Below are 26,076 nucleotides of genomic sequence, written 5' to 3' on the forward strand. Positions count from 1 at the left end.
GGTTAAAACCGCGGCTAAGAAAAACACGAAGTGTCCCTTCGGACACTGAGATTTCAGTCGGCGAAGGCCGACTTTGTGTATTTGTAGCTGTGACTTTAGTCGCAAGGTCACCATTTTGCCAAACACAAAATTAAGATGCGTTCGCCCTGCCTTTTTCCACTTGACAGACACACGATCATAGTATATTCTGACCTTGGGCGTGATGGACGCCTCAGGTCTGCGGAAAGGGCTAAGCCCACCAGTTACTTGTTTCAAGATTAACCTTCTTTCAGCCTGTTATTTGCAGACAGCGGGCGCATATTGAAAGGAGGTCGATATGACCAAATCATTACCCGCAAGGCCCAGCCTTGAGAATCTCAAGAAGCAGGCGAAAACACTTCTCAAATCCCACGACTCAGGCGACCCGGGAGTATGCACGATACTTCGGCACCTGAACTGCTTTTCCAGCCTTTCGGATCAGGAGATATTGAGCGCAAAACTGTCGCTTACCCTGGCGCAGTATGCCCTTGCTATGGATTACGGATTTGCAAGCTGGAACGCGCTGAAAGACGCTGTTATAGTCAAACAAGATGAAAGGCGGTTCCTGCATCTCCAGTGCGGCGACATTTCGGCGGAGAGCCTGAGAAGAAGCGGCGTGCCTGGCCTGGTAAGAGTCTGGTATGACGCTTTTTGCGAAGGACCAGTGCCCGACGTTCCAATCGATGATGCGTGGTTCAAACTTCGCTCAGATACATTCATAGACTGGTTCGACAATCCTGAGAATGCCGCCGCGAGTTTCCGCAATTTGTACAACCAACTCGATGAGTATCCAGACTATGAAGAGGTGGTATTGTGGTTTGACGCGTGCCTGTTCGATCAGACGATATTGGTCCATCACCTGGACTGGTTTTCGCATCGTGATATGGGTAATACGAAGCTGAGCCTGATTTGTATTGGTGAGTATCCCGGCATGCCGAGGTTTAAGGGGTTGGGGGAACTCAGACCTGACCAGATGGCTTCATTACTGGATACAAGGCACGAGGTGACCAGACGTGAGTTGGACCTTGGCCGAGAGGCATGGAGAGCATATCGCTCAGGCGACCCGACTGCGATAGAGGACTTCCTGTCGCAAGACACATCCGCGCTTCCATACATAGCCTCTGCGTTCAAGCGTCACCTGCAGAGGTTTCCATCGGTGCGCAATGGCCTTGGCCGCGAACAGCAGGCATCCCTTGAGGTAATATCACAGGGTTATCATAAATATAGTGATGTGTTTTGGCATGTATCCGATATGGAAGACCCGCCGTACTTTGGCGATATCATGCTGTTCAATCGTCTCGAACCACTGGCAAATGGGCCCAGTCCTTTGATAAAAATTGAGGGATTGGAGAATATACCCAGCCGTCGTAAGCAATGGCCCGTAGGCAAGTTGAGCCTGTATCTAACCGATATGGGACGCGATGTGCTCGACGGAAGAGCCGACTGGGTTCATATTAACGGCATCGACCAGTGGCTTGGTGGGGTTCATTTATCCGGCGTGGAGTCTGCATGGCGGTGGGACGAAGAGAATAAAAAGCTGGTTAGTCGGCCTGCTTTGTTTTGTCCTTGACAAGCGTATAGTCCCATGATAATATCCAGGTGGCGTTGAAGGACGCCACCTGGTCTGCGGGAAGAACTCAGTTCACCTTTAGAGTGCGAAAATCGGCACCTTCTTTCAGCCTGAAGTTGCAGACCACAGGCGCGATGCGAAAGGAGGTCAAAATGACCACAAATTTACCGCCACGGCCCGATCTGGGTCACCTCAAACGTCAGGCCAAGAGCCTGCTCAAGTCTCAACAACAGGGCGATGCCGCCGCATGCCCGGTTCTGCGTCGGCTGAATCGGTTCAGCCACGCGTCCGACGCCCAAATTCTAGCTGCTGATGTGAAGTTAAACGAGGTTCAGTTCGCACTCGCACTCGATTACGGCTTCAGTAGTTGGAATGCAATGAAGCAGCATGTCGAGCAATCAGCGATTATGGACAGCCGTATTGTTATCCATCGGCATGATGGAGAAGTATGGATAGATGGCGTTCTAAAACTGAGTTGGGACAATCCCGGCCAATGCACATTCATTGGCGCTCTGCTGCGGGCACTCAACCGCATAGGAGAGCCGGTCGGCTACGATGATTTGATGGGACTGAGCGGCGCTGCGTTCCGGTTCTGTTTCGCTCACCCGAATTGGGACTGGAGTTGTGTTGATGGGATGCTCGGTTATGATCATGGACAGGCAGCAATGGATGCTCTCGGTTTTGAATGTGGTTGGGCTGAAGGTGAAAGCGAAACAAGGGCTGCATTCGTAAAAAGCATAGATGAAGGCCGTCCTGCACTGGGCATAGATCTTGTTAGCGCAGCAGAGTGGGGCGTAATCACCGGGTATGCCGATGAAGGCAGAACGCTTTTGTGCAGGACCTACTTCGATGACCCGGGCGATAACTACTCGCGGACTGAGCGCCTGCCTTGGCTCAACTACATAATAGGCGAGCGCAAACCGCCTCGCAGTCGTCATTATAGTCTGCTTGCCTCTCTGCGTATCGCGATCACATATGCACGCGGAGAGGGCTTTGTTTCGGGGGGCGGATGCTCATATAAGCGCGGCATTGAAGGATTGGAAACCTGGATTGCCGATCTGCTCGACGAAGCACGCTTTGATCCCAATGACGCCGACAGTTATTGCAGGCATGCAAGCGTGAACCGATTCGTACTGGATTCGCTGATTGACGCGCGCAAGTCCGCCGCACATTACCTGGCGAACCACGCCGATATAATCGGTATTGAAAACAGAGGCTTGCTTATGAATCTCGCAGGTGTATACAGCCGGATAGTCGCAGAGCTTAACAGGTGCGAGAAGTATGCGCCAAAGGGCGAGAGTTTTGGCGCTGATGACTGGACTTCTAATATGCGTCAAGCTCAGGTCGATTCGCTTAGAAAAGTTGTTGGATTTGAACGCGAGGCCTTGAGGCTTTGTGAGCAGATATTGGCGTCAACTATATAGCGAGCAATATCGAGATAGCATGACCAAGTTCTGTGCTCCGAGACGTACATTTTGTTTCGGAGCACAGAGAAAAATGGAGCGGGAAAATGAATCCTCACGAGCTTTTATGCAAAACGAACTGGCAGCTTATAGAAGGTAAGCATTTTACAGATAAAGAGAAGAATGACATAACAAACAGATTGTTATCAGCTGTCAGCAGCAAGAGTGTAGTTGAGCGATTTCACAAGGCTGTGAAGGCACCCAACGACGGGCGAATAATGTATCCGTTGTTTTTTATCCCGCCATACAACAACGGAAAAAAGCTCATTACTATTAATGGAGTCATGCCCAAGACGCATATCTTTTCAGCAAATCATTATGAGCTTGAGATATTGCGTTTGCTGGCTATTTGGAGAGCAGATGATGATACTGTCAAAAACATGCTGGTTAAGACCAAAGAGCGGCTTCTCACAACCTGCTTTGGGAAATTCTGCGCAACGGGAGAATGTTTTGAAGCCTCTATCGTCGCTTTACGGTTCTTAGCTGGTGCATTTCCAGAAGAGGAGGAATGGATTAACAAATTGACACAGGGCATCCGTGGTGAAATAGACAACAAGCCCAAAGGAAAGAAAAGGCATTCAGGCACAACATTTTATTACTGGCTCACATTGACGGACATAGACCTGCCTATAGCGATTTCAGAGATAAAAAGATATGAGCCGGTTTTAGTTCATCATTTAACTAGAAGCTATAGTTACAATATAGAATACGACAAGCTTTATAATCCCATCGCCAAATATATTGTCCGTAATTGCCTGGCGCGTCTGCCGGAATATAATCACATAAGAGAAATCGAAGGATATGCCGGCGGTGACGGTAGATTTCACTTTGATTTTTCCTGAGGCAACTTGCTTTGACTTTTACCAGTTGATGAAGACTGAGCCAACGGGCAATTCGTGCAGTCAGGATGCTCCATGCCGCTGCAGCCAGAGCATTCGCCTCTGCTCGATCTCGCCATCCGCCTGGCAAGATAGGCTGTCGCCAATCCAATCAGTATTCCGACAATAATCCACTGCAAAATCACGCTCATTTGAACCCCAACATTAACCCGAGTCTATATACGGCAAAGCCCATCACATATGCCAGAGCCAGTGAATAGCCGATGGAGAAGAATGTCCACTTCCAGGAGTTGGTCTCACGCTTGATGGTCGCTATGGTGGCGATACAGGGTATGTAGATCAGGCTCAATACCATAAACGTGCATGCCGTAACCGGTGTGAATGCGTGGCTGATCGCGTTTTGCAGGCCCTTCTCTCCGCCCACGCCGTGTCCGAAGCCAAAAAGAACACCCAGAGTGCCTACCACGACTTCCTTCGCGCCCAGACCCATCAGCAGGGCTACGGCTGCTCTCCAATCTAGACCTAATGGCCGCACCAGAGGCTCCAGCGCGCGGCCAACATGCCCGACCACACTCTTTGCGCTGCCGAACTCCACTCCCCACGGCATTGACCCCATCAGCCAGATAATTACCGATGCTGCGAGAACGACAGTCCCGGCCTTGTTTACAAACAGCGAAGTGCGCTCCCAAACGTGGATCATAGTTCCTTTGAGCGTAGGGAGTCTGTACGGGGGCAGTTCCATTACAAACGGTGACGCCGATTTTGAGAACAGTGTCTTTCTGAATATCTTGCCTGATACCACAGCGAGGATCACACCGAGGGCGTATATGGAAAAGATCACCCAGGCGCCGCTTTGTGAGAAGAATGCGCCCGTAAAAAGTATGTAGATCGGCAGACGGGCAGTGCAGGACATCAGCGGACTGATAAGTATGGTGAGGATTCGATCCTCGTAGGTCTCCAGGGTCCGGGTTGCCATTACTGCCGGTACGTTACAGCCGAAGCCCATCAGCATTGGTATGAAAGACTTGCCGTGCAGGCCGAACATGTGCATCGATCTGTCCATCAGAAACGCCGCGCGCGCCATGTAGCCTGAGCCTTCGAGTATGGATATGATAATGAATATGATTATGATATTTGGCACGAATACGATAACCCCGCCGACACCTGCGATCACGCCATGCACGATGAGTGACGAGAGCGGTCCGGGCGGCAGAGCGGCGGATGCCCATGCGCTCAGTGCGGTTACACCATGGTCGATATAGCCCGAAAATATCCCGCCGATATTGAATGTCAGCTTGAATGTCAGCCACATAAGGACCAGGAAGATGGGGATGCCGAGAATACGATTAAGCACTATGTTGTCGATCTTGTCGGTCGTCGTGACATCGTGCGTGTCCGTATGCGTTACGGCCTCTCGCAGCAGACCTCCTATAAAGCCGTATCTGCCGTCGGTTATTATCGCTTCCAGGTCATCACCAAAGTGCGCTTCCAGATGACGCCGGGTTTTCTCGACTTCTGCTATGGCATCCTCGCCTTTTTTCGAGCACTTGGCGAGCCGGTCCTTTGCGGTCTGGTCGCCCTCCAGAGCTTTAATAAGAATCCACCGAGTCGGGACAGAGCTGTTGGGGATAAGTGCGAGTCTGTCCTGCAATTTGCTGATCTCAAGTTCGACCTCGGGGTTATGCCGCGCGCTTCTGGGCGGGTCACAAATACTGCACTGCGACTGAGTGATGGCTTGGTCGATAATTGCGTCCAGTCCTTCACCCCTGTGAGCGACAGTCGGTACCACCGCCGCGCCTAAAAGCTCAGAGAACTTCTTCAGGTGGATTTTATGGCCGTGTCGCTCTGCCATGTCGATCATGTTGAGCGCAACTACCATCGGAATTCCGAGTTCGAGGAGCTGAGTTGTGAGGTAGAGATTGCGTTCGAGGTTTCCAGCGTCGACCACATTCACAATCACATCCACATGGTTTTCGATCAAGAAGTCTCGCGCGACAACTTCTTCCTGCGATCTTGCCGCAAGGCTGTATGTGCCGGGCAGGTCGACGATCCTGAGAGTATGACCGTGCTTGTGGATGACTCCCTCTTTGCGCTCTACCGTGACTCCCGGCCAGTTTCCTACGTGTTGATGCGCGCCCGTCAGCTCGTTAAAGACAGTCGTCTTGCCTGAGTTCGGGTTTCCAGCAAGCGCGACTACTATTTCTTTTTCCTGTGTTGTATCTTTCAACTCTTAACCCATATCATAACTGGACTTCGACGTGCTCAGCTTCGCTCTTTCGCAGGCTCAAATTGTAACCCCGTATCCTGATTTCTATCGGATCACCGAATGGGGCTGCCCGGATTACTTCAAAGTCGGCATCGGATGTTACGCCCATCTCCATAAGCCGTCTTCTGATAGGCCCGTGGCCCGACACAAACGCAATCCGTCCCTTTGAGCCTGGGCTGAGGTCGCTAAGCTTTGTTGTTGTGATGATACCCGCGTGCTTACTTCTTCCATGATGATGACCGTGACCATTGCGAATGGCGCGGCACAAGTCGCAGTCATCGGGGTATGCTCCGTGTTTCATGTAATGCTGGAAATGAGCCAGTCTGAGGGATTGATTATCATCGCATGCTCGCACAAACTCCGCAAACTTGAGCAGCCTCTCCAGAGTATCGGGCCGGATGGCATGCTCGATTCCGCATGCTTCTTCCTCGGCGTCATTGTCGTTCAAACCAAGCACGCCTACCAAGAAATCCTTGACCGCGCTGTGTCTGTGTACTATGTCTCTGGCTATGTGCAGTCCCTGGTCGGTAAGCTCGACATTTTCGTACGGCTCGTGCTTTACGAAACCTTTTGAGACGAGTGAGCGGATCGCTTCTGTGGCGGATGGCATTTTGACTTCCATCTGGTGAGCAATATCTTTAATGCGTGCCACTTGATTTTTGATCTTGAGGTTGTAGATCGCTTCAAGGTAGTCTTCCATAGAGCGTGAGAGCGAAACGCGGTTATCTGCCATCTCTGAACATCCTTTACTGTTAGGCATCCCTAAGTTAGACTAACCTAACTATACCATGTTCAGGGAATTAGTGTCAATAGAAAAATTGAGGTAGTTGCGATATGAGGAGAAATATCAGTGATTTCGCTGTTAGCGTTCGAGCAGCGAAATCACTGAGTTTAGTACTTACCGTTTATTTTTCTTAGCAGCCAGTATCGCGCTTGTTTCAGTTACCGTGTGTCTGATGTCTTTGTATGTGTAATTGAGCCCACGGCCAGGATCACTGGTAAATTCGTGGCGCAAATCCTGAACTCGCACGCCCTTCGGTGGACGTTCAACGTCAAAGCTCTTGCTCAAGGGCTTGTTATCAATTGATATTGCTTTGTATGTTGTAACTTCAAAAACGCATGGTTTGCCTCCATCAAACAGATAACGAGTTTGAACGACAGTCTTGGGATAGTCGATACCCTGGAATCTGACATAATTGCTGAACTCATACCTTTCATGAACAATCCGACCCATACGCAATTCAAGAGATACTGGTTGCCGCAGATGATTGTAATGATAAACATACTCCGGGCCCAGTCTAGCGCGTTCTTCCCAACCGGAGGCATCCGGGGTCATCTGTCTTTTTGCATTATAAAATAATAGGCCGGGCTGAACGAAACCCAGATACGGAACGGCCTCTTCAAGGCGTCCTCTGTCAAGGTCACTGACAAGGAGATATCCGCTACCTTCGTCTTTTTGATGAGGGCGCAATCCATATACTTGTTGCCCCTGGAACACGTATTTACCGTTGTATGAGGTAAAGTAACTGCCGCCGAAGCGATCATACACCCACACCATTTTTGTTGGCGTTCCCCAATACTCCGCATGTCCCACCTCGTTAGCTTGAGACTTATAACGTTTTTTCCAATCAGCCTTGAACACCTTTTCGGTATAACTCATTCCATTTGTCCATTTAGGCCCCCATTGCCTCAGCAACTCTTTGTGCATGCCTGCAATATGATTGTCGACGTATTCCTTAGGCAGCGCAGGTCTGGACCATACCGACTTATATACAATATGTATGTTGTTTTGCGCTTGCATCCTGGCTTTCCACGGCACCAGGATCGCTATCGCAAGCACGATCAGTGCAGTTACGAAAATTATCTTGTTGCGTTTGGACAGAACAATACTCCGGCTCATTTCAATCAATCTCCTCTCAAGAGCGTGATATGATTCTCCAACTCCGGCGGCAGCAATTGTCGGGCGGCTCGACACACAATTCCGGATTATCGCAAGGAGTGTTTTGCTATAATATTCCGATCCCAATTCTATAGTCTCAATAGAGATAGCATCGCATGCCATCTCCTGTGTTAAGGCGAACTCGCGGCGCGACAATCCTATCAATGGGTTAAAGAAGCAGAGTCCCTGTGTTATCGAAGCCACCATATTCCACTGTAAATCATGGCGTTTCAGGTGTGCAAGTTCGTGCGCAATGGCCGGTCTCAAATCGTCCTTACTCATCTGCTTCAGAACACGATCAGGCAGAATAATTGTCTGGTGACACAGCCCGACCAGCATTGGCCCGCAAGTGTGATGCATCATCAATTTCGGGATTCGACGAATGCCAAGTCGCGCGCACAACTGCGCCATGTCAGACAGAATGCGCTCATCATCTATCGGAATACACTCACTCGACAGAATGCGAACCGTATTCAATTCTCGAAGTAATCGTCGAGCCCACAACAATACTCCTACCAGCCAAACCGCCATCAGAATGTCCGGCAACACGGAAAATATTGGAAGCTTGGCGTCATGATGTAATGGAACAGTTTTATGGGCAGGCGTCGGAGCCTGAAACATTATGTTGATGTCTTTTGCCTGCTTTGGTTGTGTCAATGGCACACTCTTTACCGCAACCGTGGGTTTCGAGAGAGCAGACGCCGGGATTGGCACCTGCAAAGGCGCAATGCAGACAAATGTAATCAGCAATTTTAGATAGACCAGTCGCCAAAGCCAGCTTTTGAAAAAAGGCGGCATTTTAGTCCACAACCTGCATATGCCCCAGATGATGACAATTGATAGAGAACCCTGCCACAATATCTTCCAAGCCGCGTCCATCCAGGCGTCGCTGATGCATTTCAATATCGCACTGCTCATTGCACGTCCTCCTCCTTTGGCTGATGTCTCTTTGTATTGATGATGTCTTGCAGTTTGTCCAGCTCTTCTTCGTTCAGTTGAGCGTCCTGGGCTAGGTAGGCTACCAGTGGCTGGACAGACCCGCCCAACACACGCTGGGTGAAGTCTTCCAGCAGGCCTCTCAATAACTCGCGCTTTGGCATACATGGCGAGTAATGATATGTATCCTCTATTTTTTCGCGTCTTATATATTTTTTCTTGCGCAGGCGTTCCATAACGGTAAGGATTGTTGTTCTTGCCAGCCCTCGCGGTTTGCCGTAATGCTCGGTAACTTCTCTGACGGTAATAGGCGCATGATCGCTGACATACTGCAGGACCTCCAACTCATGGTCTCCAATCGGCTGTCTGCCCATGTTGTTGCACTCCTTTGGACGACAAATGTAGTCACTGTCAGTATATATCGGACTACATAAGTAGTCAATAGCATGCGGCTAACTTTTTATTATAATTTCTTTCAGAGCCATGGTGATATCACGGGTCTTTGGTAAAATTTCGAGCATTGTCTTACGGCAACAAGCTATGTGTGTTGGCATGGTCGGCCAGGGCGAACGCATCTTAATTTTGTGTTTGGCAAAATGGTGCCTTTGCGACTAAAGTCACGGCTACAAATACACAAAGTCGGCCTTCGCCGACTGAAATCTCAGTGTCCAAAGGGACACTTCGTGTTTTTCTTAGCCGCGGTTTTAACCGCAGAGGCCAAAACAAGGTGAATAGCATTTTGATGCGTTCGCCCTGCATAGTTGGCTTGTTAGCTTATTCCGACTACTGTATAATTGTCTGTAATGAAAGAGATAGTTGTCGGGTCAAGAGGGAGCGAACTGGCTCTGTGGCAGGCGCGATATGTGGTGAGCCGTATTATTGAGGCAAACCCTGGCATCTCCTGCCGTATAGAGGTCATAAAAACCACCGGCGACAAGATTATCGACTCCCCCCTGGCAAAAATAGGCGACAAGGGGCTTTTTGTTAAAGAGATCGAGATGGCTCTGATAAAGGGCGAGATTGACCTTGCCGTCCACAGCGCCAAGGACCTGCCGTCAGATATGGACAAACGCCTCTGTATTGCTGCATATACTCAGCGTGAGGACCCACGTGACGCGCTCATCTCCAAAGTTGGGAAGTTGAGCGAACTGCCCCGAGGCGCGTCGGTCGGCACGAGCAGCTCCAGACGCCGGGCACAGATACTTCATGTGCGCCCCGATCTGAATATTCTCGATCTCCGGGGAAACCTCGACACACGCCTCAAGAAGCTTTGCGGGCCCGAATATGACGCAATTATCCTGGCTTGTGCAGGACTTCGCCGCCTGAACCTAGAATCCCGAATTAGTGAGGCTCTCTCCATCGACATCTCGATCCCGGCGGCAGGGCAGGGCGCACTGGCTGTCCAGTGTAGAGTTGGAGATCATATAGCGGATATCGTATCGAGCCTGGATCATGCTCAAACTCGCCGATGCTTAGGAGCCGAGAGAGCTTTGATAGCCGCGCTGGGAGCGGGCTGCCGGACACCAGTCGGGGCGAATGCGCGTGAGATCAATGAGATATTGACACTTGACGCGATGGTCGCGGCTGTCGACGGTTCGCGCGTGATCAGAAGAAGCTTGAGCGGCAATATCGACGAATGGGAAGACGTCGGCAGGCGCGTAGCGGATGAATTGTTGAGTGCCGGCGCAGAAGGTTTACTTGAGGAAGCAAGGCGGGGAGCGACTAATGATATTGGAGCGGCTGGATAGTTGATTATTGATGTAGATGTATTGGTGCTGGGCACCGGGATTGCGGGTCTGAGCTTTGCGCTGCGGGCGTCGGAGTCGGGTCATGTTGCGCTTGTCACTAAAAAGAGCGACACCGAATCGAACACGAACTACGCCCAGGGCGGGATAGCCGCCGTCATGGACCCCAACGACACTTTTGATGCGCACATAAGAGATACTCATGTGGCTGGAGCATTTATTTGTCATGAAGATGCGGTCGAGATACTCGTAGAGGAGGGACCGGATCGCATCAGGGAGCTTATGGAGCTTGGAGTCCGGTTTACTCGTTCTTCGACTTCACCTGAGCCGACCCGTCTCGATCTGGGCCGTGAAGGAGGACACTCCACAAGGCGCATTGTCCATGCCGCCGACCTCACAGGCCGCGAGATAGAGCGCGCGCTGGTCTCTCAGGTGAAGGGCAATTATGATATACGTGTCTTTGAGCACGACCATGCAATCGATCTTATTACTGAGCGCGTGGGCGATAAAATCGTCTGCAGGGGCGCGCACGTTCTCGACTCCGAGACGGGCGATGTTATGAGCTTTCGCGCAAAGGTCACCATGCTCGCTACAGGCGGCCTGAACAGGATTTACCTGCACACGACAAACCCCGACATCGCGACAGGTGACGGCGTAGCTATGGCGTACCGTGCAGGTGCCGTGATCGCAAATTTGGAATTTATACAGTTCCACCCGACCACGCTTTATGTCGAAAACCCTGAACCGGGCGCGCGCTCGTTCCTGATATCCGAAGCCGTAAGGGGTGAGGGCGGTATACTGCGTCTTGGCAGCGGCGAGACATTCATGGAGAAATATCATGAAATGGGATGTTTGGCCCCACGAGATGTTGTTGCGCGCGCGATAGACTCAGAGCTTAAAAAGAGCGGTGATGAGTGCGTATATCTGGATGTTACTCACCTTGATCCTGAGATGGTCAAGCATCACTTCCCATATATCTATGAGAGCTGCCTGAAAGCCGGGATCGATATCACTCGCGACTGGATTCCGGTCGTACCGGCGGCGCATTACTCCTGCGGCGGTGTGGTGGTCGATACAAACGGCTGCACCTCTATTGAAAACCTCTATGCATGCGGCGAAGTGTCCTGCACGGGAGTTCACGGCGCGAACAGACTTGCCAGCAATTCGCTTTTGGAGGCGATTGTGTTTGCCAGACGCGCGAGCCTTGATGTCGAGCACAAGATCGGCTCTATCGATTATGCCGATGTGGATGAGTTCCCGGCAGGTAAACACAATAAGCGCATCGACCCTGCTCTGATTGAGGAGATGATCGCTCGATTGCAGAAAGTGATGTGGAAATATGTCGGCATAGTCAGGACAAACGAGCGCCTTGAGACGGCACTGGCTGAAATCCGAGATATCCGGCGTCAGGCGGATGAGTTATATGTCTCGGGCAGGCTCACAGCGAGGCTGCTCGAAGTGCGAAATATGGCTCTTACAGCCGAACTCTTAATTCTGTCGGCACTGTGGCGCAAGGAGAGCCGGGGTCTGCATTATAACCTGGATTACCCGGACCTCGACGATGCCAACTTCAAGCGCGATACAATACTCGTCAAGAACGGGCAAAACCTGCCCGAAATGGCTCCCACAAATGGCTGACAAGCGCTCAATGACAGGCAAGGTGTATCTGATCGGAGCGGGTCCAGGCGACCCTGGGCTGATTACCGTTCGGGGTCTGGAACTGCTCCGGCGATGTAATGTCGTCGTCACAGACAGGCTGGCAAATCCTCTGCTTCTCGAACATGTGCAATTCGGCGCGGAGATAATTTACGCGGGCAAAGAGTCGCGTGATCACACACTTACACAGGACGAGATAAATGCAGTCCTGATCGAGCAGGCGAAGCAGGGTAAGAGTGTAGCCAGACTCAAGGGCGGCGACCCGTTTGTGTTCGGCCGGGGCGGCGAGGAGGCTGTTGCGCTTGCCGAAGCCGGGATCGAGTTCGAGGTAGTGCCCGGTGTGAGTTCATCCGTGGCTGCCGCGGCATATGCAGGTATTCCCGTCACTCACAGGTCACTCGCGTCTTCATTTGCAGTCATCACAGGTCATGAGTCTCCCGATAAGTCCGATTCAGATATCAAGTGGGACAAGATATCGACCGGCGTCGACACTCTGGTCTTTTTGATGGGGATTGAGAACCTGCCGCATATCGTTGAGAGCTTAGTCGATAATGGCCGCGACCCTAAGACCCCGGTCGCGGTGATTCAATGGGGGACCCACACATCTCAGAGGACTGTAACAGGCACTCTCGATGACATTATTCGAAAGTGCGAGGGCGAGCAGATTAGGCCTCCGGCGGTAACAGTCGTAGGCGAGGTTGTAAATCTCCGCGAGACGATCTCCTGGTTTGAGAAGAAACCCCTCTTCGGCAGGCGCATACTTGTGACCAGAGATAAGCACCAGGCTGGTGAGCTTTCTGAAATGCTCTTGGAACTTGGCGCGTATGTAGTCGAAGTCCCAGTAATCAAGATCAAAGCTCCTCCTGATTATTCTCTGATAGATGCCGCATTCGAAAAGCCGGGTGGTTTCGATTGGATCATTTTCACTAGTGTTAACGGTGCATATGGATTCATGAAACGTCTGATCCTGCTTGATAAAGACATTCGCGTTATCGGCAATGCAAAACTGGCTGCGATAGGTCCTGAAACAGCCAACACTCTCAGGGCATTTCAACTCAAGGTCGATTATGTGCCGTCGAAGTATGTCGCAGAGGAATTCGTAAACCAGTTCCCCGAAGATGTGAGAGGCAAGTCTATTCTCATTCCCAGAGCCCTGAATGCGCGTGATGTAATTCCCGAGGGCTTAAGAGCCAAAGGTGCTGAAGTAGTTGTCGCGCCGGTGTATGAAACGGTCACAAATTATGATCGCACTGAAGACCTGCGCGTGCAACTATCAGCCAATAACTTAGACATAGTTACACTAACCAGCACTTCTACTGTTAATAGTTTTATAGAGCTTGCCGGTAATATTGAACTTCCCAAAAATATAACTATCGCATGTATCGGCCCGATCACTGCGCAAGCAACGAGAGCGCACGGCCTGGAACCGGATATTGTCGCCGAAGATTACACAATCGAGGGTCTGGTGCAGGCCTTACTTGCTTAACCCAAGCAGCCTCTCGGCATTCTTACAAAGTACGAGTTCCATCTCATCGTCAGTAAGGCCGAGTTCCATAAGGTGTCTTATTATGGCCGATGGTCTGTCCAGAGGCGCATCCGTTCCAAAGAGAATATGCTCAGCGCCGTGGCGTCGTATTATCCTGAAAGCCTGTTCCTTCGAGATTCCACGGCCAAAACAGGCGGACGTGTCGAAATAAATATCTTTACCGACCAGATATTCCTCAGCCAAATCCCACATCAGATATCCGCCCATGTGCGCTGCGTTGATCGTCAGATTGGGAAAGTTCTGGTGGACGCGAAGTATCCTGTCGGGAGTCGCCCTTTGTATCTCAAACGGCGTGCTTTCATTGCCTGCATGAAGTGTTAAGATCAATCTGCCCTGCGCAGCTTCGTAGATCGGAAACATCTTCGGGTCATCGACATATGTGTCCTGCCAGTTCGAGTGAATTTTAATTCCCGGCAGCCCTGATGAAATGATTTTCTCTATCTGGCCGTCTACATCTTTATAGCCCGGATGAATGCCGCCGAATGAGATTATGCGGCTGTCGGTATGGGATGCGGCCCAGTCGTTGATGCTTTCGACTTGGCTGGATTTAGTGGCTATCGGCGCAATGACTGCTAGTCTCACACCGTCTTTTTCCAACATGTCAAGCAAGCCTACAATAGTCCCGTCATAAGCAGGCATGAGGTTATTGGCACTGTAGACGTTCTCAATAGCTCGCTGTGCAACATTGTCCGGATAGACGTGCACGTGGAAGTCGATTACTTTACCGAAATATTGTGTCTGATCGCATGGCATATATCTATTTTATCATAATCAGGGAGGATATTTCGTGACCGGTATATAACTTCTTATCGACACGGAAGTATACGTAGTATGGTTTGTCGCTGGAGGAAGCTTTGATTGACATTTCAGATGTCGCCGCGCGTCTTGATGCCGACGAAAAGTTCAAACTGACCTATCGTTTTCCTGTGCGTGCCGAGAATGGTCAGGTCGAATACGAGACAAGACAAGGCAGACTGCTTGATGTAGCCGAAGAAGCTAAGCTGCTCTACGTTTCACACAATGGTGACGTTATATGGGTAAAGCTCGAAGAAGCTATTGAACTGGTTTCCGAAAATTGAGGTGAATTATTCTTCGGTGTTTTCCTCGTAGTTCGGTTCTTTCTCTGACGATTCACGGCATATCCCTCTGTATTCGCATAGATACAGCTCGTCGTAGAGTATGCCTGCCGACACCGCCGTCGGTGTTGCGATAAATATCCCAATCAGCCCAAATAGAGCGCCCATCACCAGCACCCAGAATATAACAGTTACCGGGTGCAGTTGAACCTGCCGCGACATCACAATCGGAATAAGCACATGGTTTTCAAATTGCTGGATCACTATAAATGACCCAACGACCCACAATGCCAGCACGGGGTCTGTTACCAGCGCGACAAGTACGGGCGGCACAGCGCTCAAAATAGGCCCGATAACCGGCACAATCTCAAGAATCCCCGCGATTACCGCAAACAGTAGCGCCTGTTTGAAGCCCAACACAGAGAGCGCAAACCATGTCAGAGCGAATATGACGAACATAGCAAATATCGTCCCGCGCGCCCATGCTCTGATCTGGACCGCAAGGCGTCTGCCTGCCGTTGCTGCTCTTGCTCTTCCATCCGCATCCAGTGTGTTTAGAAAACCTTCTATGAGAGGTTTGGGATTGATGAGTGAATAAACAGTCGTCACCAGGATTACGATTGCAGCCGCGACTGCAAGTATTCCGCTGCCGGTGGCGCGTCCTATTCCGCCTAAAAATGGTTTGGCGAACTGCAGCAGAGTGCTTGGGTTAAATTCAGGAGCAAGTCGAGCGAGTGTCGGACAGCGCTCTGAGTAACTTGCAAACCATCTGCTGATCTTCTCCAGAAGAGTCGGCAGGTCCCCAGCGAGTTGTGTAAACTGTCTGCCGGCGACAGGCGCTATCAGGTATGTCAGCCCGATTACTATGCCCAAGAGCGCAATGATTACAATGGCTGTGCCTGCCGAGCGGGGAATTTTGCGGTTTTCAAGCCAGGTCACGAATGGATCCAGCGATACTACCAGCAGCCCGGTAATGCTCAGCACAAGTATTACGTCCACAATATCTTTGATAAAGATGACGACAAGATATATGAACGCAGCGAAGAGTATCGCGTTGCGCAGGTCTTTGAATGTCAGTCCCTGAGCGCCCATTGTCGATCACCTATTTCACATATGATTCGCCAAATGTGAACCTTAAGGACTTTCAAATCGTCTAATAAGTGAGAAAGCTCATGTATTACGATCCCCGGCCGCATGGCCGCCCGCACCAGGGATGATCGGACGACGAAGTGCAATGGCCGGCAAGGAGGTGCGGACCTATGAAAGCACGTTGGTTCTTCACTTTCTTTGCAGCGCTTGTAATATCGGCGCCGCTCATATCGCACTCCGATCCGGGCAGCGTGAATCTGGAAAAGATGCGTATCCAAGGCGCTCGCACGCATGTCATCACTGCTAACCTCAACGACCCCGATGTCCAGGTTACAATCGGTCTCCCTGAGAAGGGCATTCCCACCAGTGAGTCGTTTTTAAGCATGGTAAAGCGCCACGCTCCCGAGGCGGCCGTAACCGGCACCTATTTCGACACCCGCACGCTCTACCCGGTAGGATCCATCGTGATCGAGGGTAAACCCGCATATGAGAGCGCAATCGGCACAGCCGTCTGCTTTATCAAATCCGATGGGATCGCATGTGACAACGGATATAAAGTGACCTTCAATGCCACACGCAAGGGTGAAAAGTTTAACTGGGCTGGCGTCGGGACAGGTCTCCGCACCGGTCCGCTGCTTCTTGCAAATGGCGCATATGCTCTCAATCCGGCGCGTGAGGGTTTCAGACATCCGGGTCTGTTCGGCTATCGCACCAGAATGGCGATGGGCGTAACAGGCAACAACAAGCTGCTGCTGGTATCCGTCAGCACTCCGATCACTTTCGGACGCCTTGCCGGTATTATGAAGACATTGGGCGCGACAGATGCAGTGAGCCTGGACGGCGGGACGTCCTCGGCAATGTATTATCATGGCAAAGTAATTCGATATCCCGGCAGGCTGCTTACGAATATAATTGAGGTACACAATCAACCGCGCGTGGTTTCCCGTTGGGAGTTAGTCGAGCGTGAAGTCCGTGAGATGGAAAATCGAATGAACCTCTGGGAGCCATATGAGCAGCGGAGGCAGGCTTTGGGATTTACCGCTTGCCTGCCGTCCGCCGCCAGACCATTGTTTGCGCTGTATGATATTAACGAGGTCGCGCCTGCACCTGATCTAACCCTTGCCAAGGGTAGGGGCGTCCTCGTTCCAGTCGATCGGGCACATCTCACCCGTTTGTAAGGCTTTGATTACTCTAATGACCTCATCAACATTGCGTCCGATATTGAGGTCATGAACCACCTGATAACGTAAAACGCCCTCGGGGTCGATCACAAAAAGCCCCCTGAGGGCGATCCCTTGATTCTCAATGAGCACACCGTATTGACGGCTGACCTCTTTGTTAATATCTGAGAGCATGGGGTAATGAATCGGTCCAATCTGCTGTGTCCAAGCCAGATGAGTATATGTGCTGTCTATACTTGCGCCAAGGATTACGGCTCCAAGCGACTTGAATTCATCTAAACGTTTGCTGAATGCAGTTACCTCGGTCGGACACACAAACGTAAAGTCCAACGGCCAAAAGAACAGGACGATCCATTTGCCCTCATACGTACTCAGCTTGACCTTCTCGAATTTGCCGTCAACCACTCCGTCCAGCTCGAAGTCGGGTGCAGTTTGTCCAACTTGAATCATATCATTTTACCTCCGGGTTGTAAGCTAATGCATACATACCCGGCGACAAGCTCATCTAATCTCCATGTCGTTAAATACTTCGGGCTGATGGCGCACTATTTCTCCTTCGCTCATATAGATGACGTCCTCTGCGATATTTGTGGCCTGGTCGGCGATCCTCTCAAGATGGCGTGACGTCGATAAAAGGTGGAAAGCCTCGGACACTCTGTCAGGGTTTTCGCGTATGTAGTCTTCCAGGAGCTTATACATATGCCGGTTCATCGCGTCGACCTCGTCATCTGACGCGCGGACCTGCCTGGCAAGTGTAGTATCCATATTTACAAGAGCATCGAGGCTGCGTTTGAGCATAAGTTGAGTCATTTCGGCCATGCCTCGAAAGTCCAGAGGCAGGTCTATCGGAGCGCGCGACGACAAATATGCCGCTCTCTCCGCAATATTGACACCCAGGTCGCCGATCCTTTCCAGATCATTGTTGATCTTGAGGATTGCAATCACATAGCGCAGATCGATTGCAACGGGCTGGTGGAGAGCCAGTATCTTCAGACATTCCTCCTCTATCTCGACTTCGAGTTGGTCCATGTCTTCATCACTTTTTATGACCTCCTCTGCTAAAAGGGAATTGCGCGTAACAAGCGCCTCAACAGCCTTGCTCAGCGAGTCCTCGACCTCCGCGCCCATAAAGAGTATCTTTTTCTTGAGTTTATCTATTTCACGCTGCAGATGTGTGCTCATCTTGTGCTCCTTCAGAGTAGCTGAGAGCTGAGAGTGGAGAGCTAAGAGCCCGGACCCATTTCATCAGTCAGCTACTAAAGTGATCATATGCAATATCCGATTGGTACCGCCAGCCCAATTCCCGCAGCTTCGCAAATCTTATCCGAACCTTCCGGTAATATAGTCTTCTGTCTGCTGCTTGTGCGGACGAGTGAACATCTCTTTTGTCTCGCCGAACTCCACGATCTCGCCTTCAAAGAAAAACGCTGTGTAGTCCGAAATCCTTGCCGCCTGCTGCATGTTGTGCGTAACGATTACTATCGTATACAGCTCCTTTAACTCGGCAACGAGTTCTTCTATCTTAGTCGTCCCGACCGGGTCTATCGCCGAAGCAGGTTCGTCCATAAGCAGTACCTCAGGCTCTACTGCAACAGCCCTGGCTATGCAAAGCCTCTGCTGCTGCCCGCCCGACAGGTGCGTGCCGGGCTCGTGGAGCTTGTCTTCCACCTCGTCCCAGATGGCAGCTTTGCGAAGCGCCAGCTCAACGCGGCCGTCAAGCTCGTTCTTATTGGTTTTGCCCTGAAGCCTGAGGCCATAAGCAACGTTATTGTAAATAGACATCGGGAACGGACTGGGCCTCTGGAAGATCATACCTACGCGCATCCTCAGGTCGATCAGGTCTACATCCGGGTCGAGCAAGTTCTTGCCGTCAAGTATGATCTCACCTGTCGCCGACTGGCCCTTATACAGCTCGTATATCCGGTTATAGCACCTGATATGAGTCGACTTACCGCACCCGGACGGCCCTATAATAGCCGTCACGCGGTTCTCGGCAATATCAAGGCTGTTATCTTTCAGCGCCCGATGAGCGCCGTAATAGAAATTGAGATTGCGCACAGATATCTTATTGTTCATCGGCGCACTCTCCTGTCCTTGACCAGAAACCGCGCCGTGAGTGTCATCAACAGCACACCTGCAGTTATCAATAATGACGCTCCCCATGCTTTTGCCTGCCAATCCGCGTATGGTGACATCGCGTAGTTAAATATTGTTACCGTAAGGTTGCTCATCGGCTTTGTCATCGAAAGGCTCCAATACGGGCTGTTGAGCGTTGTAAAGAGCAGCGGAGCCGTTTCGCCGCTCACCCTGGCGACCGCAAGCATCACGCCGGTAATAAGGCCGCTTTTGGCCGCCCTGAATATTATCTGGAAGATCATTTTGTGCTCGGGTGCGCCCAGAGCCAGCGCCGATTCGCGCAGAGAGTTTGGTACAAGCTTGAGCATATCTTCAGTGGTCCGCGTGACAATCGGCAGCATGATAATAGCAAGAGCTATGCTGCCCGCCAGGCCCGAAAATCCGCTCATGGGGATCACGACGAGTGTGTAGACAAACACTCCGATCACAATCGACGGCGCGCCCATCAGTATATTAGCCACGAACCGTACCGAGCTTGCGAACTTGCTGTCACGCCCGAACTCAGCCAGGTATATTCCCGCGAGAATGCCTATCGGGACTCCTATTGCTGTCGCGAGAAGTGTGATCATGATCGTGCCGACTATGGCGTTGGCCAATCCTCCGCCGCCTGATCCGGGTGGTGTGGGTAGGTCGGTAAAGAACTGCCAGTTGATGGCCGCAAAACCGCGCATTGCGATTGTGATCAATATCCAGCTCAGCATAAACAACCCCAGGACAGCGGCTGATCCGGCAATAATTGTGACCGCAAGGTTAGTCATTTTGCGAGATGTCACAGATCGAGATCTCATGCCGCACTCCCTTTAGCTGCATGCTTAAGCCAGATCTGCGCGACTATCTGAAACAGAGCTGTGATCAAAAACAGCACAAGCCCAAGTTCGATCAAAGCGCTCAGATATATCGGCTCGGACGCCTCAGTAAACTCATTAGCGAGAGTGGACGCTATAGTGTTGCCGCTTGCAAAGAGCGAGGCTGCCAGTTTATGGTCATTGCCGATCACGAATGTGACGGCCATCGTCTCGCCTATCGCTCGCCCGAGTCCCAGAAATATCGCTCCCACCATCCCGCGAAGGCCGTACGGTATCGAGACATCTTTGGTGACCTCCCACGTTGTCGCGCCGAGCCCGTACGCCGACTCTTTGGTAACTGCCGGGACCATCTGCAGCACATCGCGCATTACGGATGATATGAACGGCAGTATCATCAGCGCGAGTATCATCCCGGCTGTGAGCATGCCGATCCCCATCGGCGGGCCTTGGAAGAGCGCACTGAACCCGAGGTATTTACCCAGCCACGGCTGAATATGGTTCGCCATAAACGGCGCAAATACAAACAGTCCCCACATGCCGTATATAATGCTCGGTATCGCCGCCAGAAGTTCAATTGCTGTCCCGAAGAACCCGCTGAGCTTCTTTGGAGCCAGTTCGACCAAAAACAGCGCTACCACAACACTCATGGGTGTTGCGATCAAAAGAGCGATAAGTGTGGAGATCACTGTCCCGTATATACTGGAGAGCGCTCCGAACTCGCCTGAGACAGGGTCCCACTTTGTGGAAGTCAGAAAACCCAACCCGAACTTGCCTATGGCCATCTGAGAGTTTCGCCAAAGCTCGAATAGTATTCCGACCGCCAAGACGAGCAGCGTGCCCGCGCATGCGGCTGTGATTGCTCTGAAGAGCCGGTTCGCTGTCAGTTTGCGAGGTGCCGCCAGTTCGATGTCCTGCCTGATTGTATCTATATTAGTTGCCATACGCTGATCTCATAACCCGTAATCTACTGCAAACATACCAATCATGTCATTTCGAGCACAGCGAGAAATCTGCTTTTGAAACGCTTGCACAAAGCAGATTCCTCACATTCGTTGGGAATGACAAAATGCGAAATGTCTGCTCCAGCAACGCACAACTCCAATTCTAAACTAGCGAACACTCTTCCACTTAGCCTTGACCATCTTCACCACGTTATTGGGCATAGGGACGTAGTCGAGCTTTTTAGCCATGTCCGCGCCGTGCTGATAGCTCCAGTCGAAGAAACCAAGCATAGCCTTTGCGATCTTTTTGTCCGGCTGCTTTTTGTGGATGATTATGTATGACGCGCCTGTTATAGGCCAACTCTCTTCGCCGGGCTGGTCAGTGAGCACGACGTAGTATCCGGGCGCTTTTGCCCAGTCTGCATTTGCAGCAGCCGCCTGGAATGATTCAATCGACGGCGTAACATACTTTCCTGCCTTGTTCTTGAGTTTTGTATAGGTCATCTTGCTCTGCAGAGCGTAGGCATATTCAACGTAACCTATGGAGCCTTCAAGACGTTGGACATACGCTGCCACGCCCTCGTTGCCCTTGCCTCTGACACCTACCGGCCAGTTGACGGCCTTGCCGAACCCGACCTTTGCATGCCAGTCTTTTGAAGCCTTGTCGAGGTAGTTGGTAAAAATCCATGTAGTCCCGGAGCCGTCCGCTCTGCTGACCACTGTGATGTCCTTATTAGGAAGCGAAAGAGATGGGTTCTCTTTGACAATGGCCGGATCGTTCCACTTTTTTATCTTGCCGAGGTAGATGCCGGTGATTGTTTCCGGTGACAGGTTAAGCTCGCCCGGTTTTATTGACTTCAAGTTGACCACAGGCACGACCCCGCCCATAATCATCGGGAACTGTATGAGGCCCGCTTTGTCGAGTTCTTCGGCGGTGAGCGGTGCATCCGATGCGCCAAAGTCGACAGTCCCGGCCTTAATCTGCTGTACGCCTCCGCCTGAACCTATAGACTGATAGTTGATCTTGACTCCAGTGATCTGGTTGTATTTGTCCGCCCAAAGCGCATAGACAGGGTAGGGGAATGTGGCTCCTGCGCCGTTTACGGTAACCGACTTTTTCCCGTTAACCGCTACAGGGCCTTTCTTTCCGCAACCGCAGATGAGCAGAGCGGCCATCGTCGCAGCAAATGTCAGATACAAAATACGTCGATTCATACAATCTCCTCCTTTAACAAACTATCTGTAGCTAAGCTTACAGATCAATTGTTAAGATAGTGCAAGGACGGTGCAATATTTGTATGAATTTAACCCAACGGCAGTATTATCGAGAACGTGCTCCCGCTGCCTGGTTTGCTTTGGACTTCGGTCCTGCCGTGGTGAGCCTGCACTATGTGCTTGACGATAGCCAGCCCCAGGCCGGTGCCGCCCATTTTTCTGCTCCTGGCCTTGTCCACTCGATAAAACCGCTCAAATAGCCTTGGGATATGTTCCGGCTCGATCCCCACACCAGTATCAATTACCCGTATTGCGACCTCATGATCCATCCGCTCGGACCTTATTGTCACATTTCCACTGGGGCTGTATTTTATGGCGTTGTCTACAAGATTGGTGACGGCTTGCTCCAGCAAAGGAGCATTCATGCGGACAGATATGTCCTCGTCGCACTCCAGAATGATCTCGGCATTTTGCTCTTTTGCCTTGGGTTGGAGGCTTACCATGGCCGCAAGCATCACGTCCTTTATACTGCTCACTTCCATTTCGATCTCTTTTGACTCCACTTTCTGCTCGATTCGAGAGAGCGCCAAAAGGTCGTCAATAATAGCATCGAGCCTTTCAGACTGCCTTGAGACTATCTCGAGAAAATCGCCTGCCTTTTCGGGGTCTTTGATAGCGCCCTCGCGGAGTGTCTCAACAAACCCTTTAATGGATGTGATCGGGGTTTTGAGTTCATGAGAGACGTTGGCAACGAACTCCTTGCGCATATTTTCGAGGTTGCGCGTTTGTGTGATATCGTTCAAGACAACCAGCACGCCTATCTTCATCCCGTTCGCGTCCAGCAGAGCAGTTCCCATCGCCTGTATTAGAATGCCGGGTCTGAAGACTATTTCGTCATTTACCGGAGCCGGGCTTATATGAGCTTTCTCGAAGAACTTTTGTAAATAGACATTTCTGATCGCTTCCTGAATGGTCTTTCCCTTGATCGATATAAGGTCGACACCAAGCAGCCGCTCGGCCATAGGGTTTAGTATCAGCAGCCTATCGTCGTTGTCGATTGCTATGACCCCTTCTTTCATGCTCGATAGAATTGCCTGCTGCTCGCTGGATTTCTGCGTGATAGTGCGCACCTGCATATCTAGCTGCGCTGCCATGCGGTTGAGCGTATCCGCAAGGCTTGCAAACTCTTCTGTATCGGATGTCGGTATATGCGAGCTGAAGTCGCCGCCTGCAAATCGAGCTGCGGCCTCTTTCATTCGCAGCAGCGGATTGTCGATCCATTTCACGGCCAGCAGGCTCGCGATAGCCGCGAACAGCGTAATAAGCAGTGCGCCGAAAAATATATGACGATATATTGTCTCAGGAGCCGCGTCGAGAGCCGTCGCTGCGAGCGCAGTGCGTATGACTCCGGTAGTTTGATCACCATTCTTGATCGGGACGGCAAGATATACCATCGTGAAGTGCAGGGTGGGGCTTAAGCGCCTTGCAGTTCCAACCTTACCTGCAAGAGCTTCGCGAAACTCTGGTCTGTCTGAGTGATTTTCCATTGCAGCCGGGTTAGATTCAGAATCCGCGACTACTTTTCCATTAGGTAAGATCACAGTAATGCGGGTTTTTGAGGTCTTGGCGAGTCGTTTGACGTCATAACGGAGCTTGTGAATCGAGCCGGATGTATACACAGGCCCGATATCTTTCGCGAGGAGTCTGGTCCTGACTTCAAGGTCTGATTCAACTTGAGAGTAATAGAACTCGCGCAGAGCATCGGATGCGTATAATGCTATAAGCAGCACGGATACAAGAGTGATAACAAAATATACGGGGAATAGTTTCCATAACAGCGGTTTCCTGCGCATTGTTTACTCCTTGAGCCTGTAACCGACCCCGCGCACTGTGTCTATATACTCGCCCGCCTCGCCGAGCTTTCTCCTCAGTGAGACGATGTGGACATCCACCGACCTATCCGTCACTTCAGATTCCTCACCCCTTGAGCACTCGACAATCTGATATCGGGTAAATACCCATCCCGGACGTCTGGCGAGCGCATGGAGTATACGAAACTCAGTGAGTGTCAGATCAACCGTTTCAGAGTTAATTGTGACCAGGTGCCTGCCGGGGTCGATCCGAATGCCGTGGATTGTGATGATATCCGATTCCTTTGCAGGTTCGGTTTTTTCCCTGCGAAGCACTGCCCTCACGCGCGCGATAAGCACTTTTGGGCTGAACGGTTTGGTTATATAGTCATCCGCGCCGAGTTCGAGACCCGTCACAATATCCGACTCCTCACCTTTCGCTGTGAGCATAATTATTGGTATCGCTTTCGTTATCGGGTCTGAGCGCAGTATGCGGCATACGTTAAGCCCGTCTACACCGGGCAGCATCAGGTCTAGCATGATTAGGTCAGGCATCCCTGTCCGCGCCTCGATTAGCGCCTGCTCACCTGTAGTGACCGTGCACGTCAAATATCCCTCTTTGGCGAGGTTATAGTCGACCAGCCTCAGGATTTCTTCCTCATCATCAACTATCAGCACTTTTTCTTTAGGCATTGAGATCACTCCCGATAAGCACATGTATATTGAATCATATCTTTGTTAGGAAAGCGTTAGGATATTCTACGGCGGTAAGTGCAGGAGGTCAATTGCTGCGGTTAAGACCCACATGGTGAGGGATATAATGCCTCCAGTTGGTGGAGACACTGGACCAGTGGATTTGTTTGATTGTGCCTACTTGCCATGATATACTTCTGACTGGTGCCCGCGTGGAGGCGCAAGGCTTTGAGGTTAAACAACGCTATACTGAACAATGAGAAAATTGTCAGAACTATTTGCCTGATTATTGCGGCAATTTGCCTGTTGGCACTCACAGCTCTTCTCTTGATGAAGAAGATCTTCGCTGGTGTATCTTCAGACATAGACCCAGCAGCGTGGCGCATACTCTTATTTGCAGTAGCATCTATTGCCTACATGGTTATGGGGCTAGTCATGGTTGTTTGGCATCTACAATACCTGACATTATCAATCGCAACACTTTGCCTAATTGTCAGTGCCGTGAAATCATGTAAGCGCGAATGGCACTGGTCTACATCCGTAATTGTGGCTGCAGTATTTATTGGACATGCAACATTCTTGCTGTATTTGTAGTTTCTATGCTTCGGCACAGCACAGCAACCGCTGATGCTTTGCGGGCATATGCCCCGAAGCCATAGTATCTAAACCCTATCAATTAGAAACCAAATATCTGTATTCACAACCTGTGAACAACATTTAGCTAAAATACCATGGTCTGTTAACCACATTTTGCCTTAGAAGCCGTCTTATAATATGGAGGACATTTTTCTTATGACACATCTTCATTTTGCGTTTTGCAGATGCTTCGCGGACGAATGTCCCGAAGCCCCGTGCAGCCGCTTCGGAGAATACGAAGCTGTCTCATAATCACAAAAATTCAAATCGTCAAGAAACTCACGAAGTGAGGATTAGCAGGAAAGGGCTTCCCAGAAGTTTAATGACATCTGAGACGTGCCGATAACGCTAATTGATAAGGGTAAACCCCCGGCTTTGCCGGGGAGACTCCCATAGTTTGACATATGCTGGAGTCGTCCATCATGCTCAGTTTCAGGAACCGCTCAAAGTTTCTGAAAGGAGCAATAAATGGACG

General features: G+C 50.9%; 24 protein-coding genes. 9 read left to right on the forward strand and 15 right to left on the reverse strand.

Features of this window, described 5'->3' with window-relative positions; all coding sequences use genetic code 11:
- Positions 1-255 (reverse strand): hypothetical protein (locus tag ABFD83_01285; protein ID MEN6355697.1); only part of this gene is annotated, 255 nt, incomplete at its 3' end.
- Positions 256-316: 61 nt separating this feature from the next.
- Between ABFD83_01285 and ABFD83_01290 the strand changes: the two genes are divergently transcribed.
- The 3 genes from ABFD83_01290 to ABFD83_01300 all read left to right on the forward strand — a co-directional run bounded on the left by ABFD83_01290 (position 317) and on the right by ABFD83_01300 (position 3,893).
- Positions 317-1,588 (forward strand): DUF1835 domain-containing protein, encoded by a 1,272-nt coding sequence (locus tag ABFD83_01290; GenBank protein MEN6355698.1) that lies wholly within the window; start codon positions 317-319, stop codon positions 1,586-1,588.
- 152 nt (positions 1,589-1,740) lie between these two features.
- Positions 1,741-3,012, forward strand: coding sequence for a hypothetical protein (locus ABFD83_01295; protein ID MEN6355699.1), 1,272 nt, complete (start codon positions 1,741-1,743; stop codon positions 3,010-3,012).
- A gap of 86 nt (positions 3,013-3,098) precedes the next feature.
- Positions 3,099-3,893 (forward strand): hypothetical protein, encoded by a 795-nt coding sequence (locus ABFD83_01300; protein ID MEN6355700.1) that lies wholly within the window; start codon positions 3,099-3,101, stop codon positions 3,891-3,893.
- Between the two features lie 184 nt (positions 3,894-4,077).
- Here ABFD83_01300 and feoB read toward each other — a convergent pair whose 3' ends face one another.
- The 4 genes from feoB to ABFD83_01320 form a co-directional block, all read right to left on the reverse strand.
- Entirely contained in the window at positions 4,078-6,117 is a 2,040-nt protein-coding gene (gene feoB, locus ABFD83_01305) for a ferrous iron transport protein B (protein ID MEN6355701.1), read from the reverse strand.
- 13 nt (positions 6,118-6,130) lie between these two features.
- Positions 6,131-6,889, reverse strand: a complete 759-nt coding sequence (locus ABFD83_01310) for a metal-dependent transcriptional regulator (protein ID MEN6355702.1) — start codon at positions 6,887-6,889, stop codon at positions 6,131-6,133.
- A gap of 165 nt (positions 6,890-7,054) precedes the next feature.
- Positions 7,055-9,013: a M56 family metallopeptidase gene (locus ABFD83_01315; protein MEN6355703.1), complete on the reverse strand. Its 1,959-nt coding sequence runs from the start codon at positions 9,011-9,013 to the stop codon at positions 7,055-7,057.
- Positions 9,010-9,405 (reverse strand): BlaI/MecI/CopY family transcriptional regulator, encoded by a 396-nt coding sequence (locus tag ABFD83_01320; GenBank protein MEN6355704.1) that lies wholly within the window; start codon positions 9,403-9,405, stop codon positions 9,010-9,012. Before ABFD83_01320 ends, ABFD83_01315 begins: the two co-directional genes overlap by 4 nt.
- A gap of 429 nt (positions 9,406-9,834) precedes the next feature.
- Between ABFD83_01320 and hemC the strand changes: the two genes are divergently transcribed.
- Genes hemC through cobA form a run of 3 tightly spaced genes read left to right on the forward strand, consistent with a single transcriptional unit; the run spans position 9,835 to position 13,918 of the window.
- A complete protein-coding gene (gene hemC / locus ABFD83_01325; GenBank protein ID MEN6355705.1) occupies positions 9,835-10,779 on the forward strand; it encodes a hydroxymethylbilane synthase in 945 nt (314 codons plus the stop codon).
- Complete coding sequence (nadB, locus tag ABFD83_01330) at positions 10,780-12,414, forward strand: L-aspartate oxidase (GenBank protein MEN6355706.1); 1,635 nt, start codon at positions 10,780-10,782, stop codon at positions 12,412-12,414.
- Positions 12,407-13,918 carry a uroporphyrinogen-III C-methyltransferase gene (gene cobA / locus ABFD83_01335; protein ID MEN6355707.1) on the forward strand — a complete coding sequence of 504 codons (1,512 nt, stop codon included), beginning with the start codon at positions 12,407-12,409 and terminating at the stop codon, positions 13,916-13,918. The genes nadB and cobA overlap by 8 nt, the downstream gene beginning before the upstream one ends.
- On the opposite strand, the gene ABFD83_01340 is transcribed toward cobA, so the two are convergent.
- Positions 13,907-14,731, reverse strand: a complete 825-nt coding sequence (locus ABFD83_01340; GenBank protein MEN6355708.1) for an amidohydrolase family protein — start codon at positions 14,729-14,731, stop codon at positions 13,907-13,909. The genes cobA and ABFD83_01340 overlap by 12 nt on opposite strands.
- 101 nt (positions 14,732-14,832) lie before the next feature.
- Here ABFD83_01340 and ABFD83_01345 point away from each other — a divergent pair, with 101 nt between their 5' ends.
- Positions 14,833-15,057, forward strand: coding sequence for a hypothetical protein (locus ABFD83_01345; protein ID MEN6355709.1), 225 nt, complete (start codon positions 14,833-14,835; stop codon positions 15,055-15,057).
- A 6-nt stretch (positions 15,058-15,063) separates the two neighbouring features.
- Here the strand turns inward: ABFD83_01345 and ABFD83_01350 are convergent, their stop codons facing one another.
- Entirely contained in the window at positions 15,064-16,146 is a 1,083-nt protein-coding gene (locus ABFD83_01350; protein MEN6355710.1) for an AI-2E family transporter, read from the reverse strand.
- Between the two features lie 167 nt (positions 16,147-16,313).
- Here ABFD83_01350 and ABFD83_01355 point away from each other — a divergent pair, with 167 nt between their 5' ends.
- Entirely contained in the window at positions 16,314-17,321 is a 1,008-nt protein-coding gene (locus tag ABFD83_01355; GenBank protein MEN6355711.1) for a phosphodiester glycosidase family protein, read from the forward strand.
- Here the strand turns inward: ABFD83_01355 and ABFD83_01360 are convergent.
- The 8 genes from ABFD83_01360 to ABFD83_01395 all read right to left on the reverse strand — a co-directional run bounded on the left by ABFD83_01360 (position 17,256) and on the right by ABFD83_01395 (position 24,965).
- On the reverse strand, positions 17,256-17,774 hold the full coding sequence (locus tag ABFD83_01360; protein MEN6355712.1) for a peroxiredoxin: 519 nt from the start codon (positions 17,772-17,774) through the stop codon (positions 17,256-17,258). The genes ABFD83_01355 and ABFD83_01360 overlap by 66 nt on opposite strands.
- Before the next feature lie 51 nt (positions 17,775-17,825).
- Positions 17,826-18,506, reverse strand: a complete 681-nt coding sequence (phoU, locus tag ABFD83_01365) for a phosphate signaling complex protein PhoU (GenBank protein ID MEN6355713.1) — start codon at positions 18,504-18,506, stop codon at positions 17,826-17,828.
- A 138-nt stretch (positions 18,507-18,644) separates the two neighbouring features.
- Positions 18,645-19,400 carry a phosphate ABC transporter ATP-binding protein PstB gene (gene pstB, locus ABFD83_01370; protein MEN6355714.1) on the reverse strand — a complete coding sequence of 252 codons (756 nt, stop codon included), beginning with the start codon at positions 19,398-19,400 and terminating at the stop codon, positions 18,645-18,647.
- On the reverse strand, positions 19,397-20,248 hold the full coding sequence (gene pstA, locus ABFD83_01375) for a phosphate ABC transporter permease PstA (GenBank protein MEN6355715.1): 852 nt from the start codon (positions 20,246-20,248) through the stop codon (positions 19,397-19,399). The genes pstB and pstA overlap by 4 nt, the downstream gene beginning before the upstream one ends.
- Positions 20,245-21,207 (reverse strand): phosphate ABC transporter permease subunit PstC, encoded by a 963-nt coding sequence (gene pstC / locus ABFD83_01380; protein ID MEN6355716.1) that lies wholly within the window; start codon positions 21,205-21,207, stop codon positions 20,245-20,247. Before pstC ends, pstA begins: the two co-directional genes overlap by 4 nt.
- Positions 21,208-21,375: 168 nt before the next feature.
- A complete protein-coding gene (gene pstS / locus ABFD83_01385) occupies positions 21,376-22,422 on the reverse strand; it encodes a phosphate ABC transporter substrate-binding protein PstS (protein ID MEN6355717.1) in 1,047 nt (348 codons plus the stop codon).
- Positions 22,423-22,511: 89 nt separating this feature from the next.
- The gene (locus ABFD83_01390) at positions 22,512-24,275 is read right to left on the reverse strand and encodes an ATP-binding protein (protein MEN6355718.1); all 1,764 of its coding nucleotides are present in this window, start codon (positions 24,273-24,275) and stop codon (positions 22,512-22,514) included.
- 3 nt (positions 24,276-24,278) lie between these two features.
- On the reverse strand, positions 24,279-24,965 hold the full coding sequence (locus ABFD83_01395) for a response regulator (GenBank protein ID MEN6355719.1): 687 nt from the start codon (positions 24,963-24,965) through the stop codon (positions 24,279-24,281).
- 228 nt (positions 24,966-25,193) lie between these two features.
- Here ABFD83_01395 and ABFD83_01400 point away from each other — a divergent pair, with 228 nt between their 5' ends.
- Entirely contained in the window at positions 25,194-25,559 is a 366-nt protein-coding gene (locus ABFD83_01400; protein MEN6355720.1) for a hypothetical protein, read from the forward strand.
- Positions 25,560-26,076: the final 517 nt, after the last annotated feature.

The organism is Armatimonadota bacterium (assembly GCA_039679645.1).
Taxonomy (GTDB): Bacteria; Armatimonadota; UBA5829; order UBA5829; family UBA5829; genus UBA5829.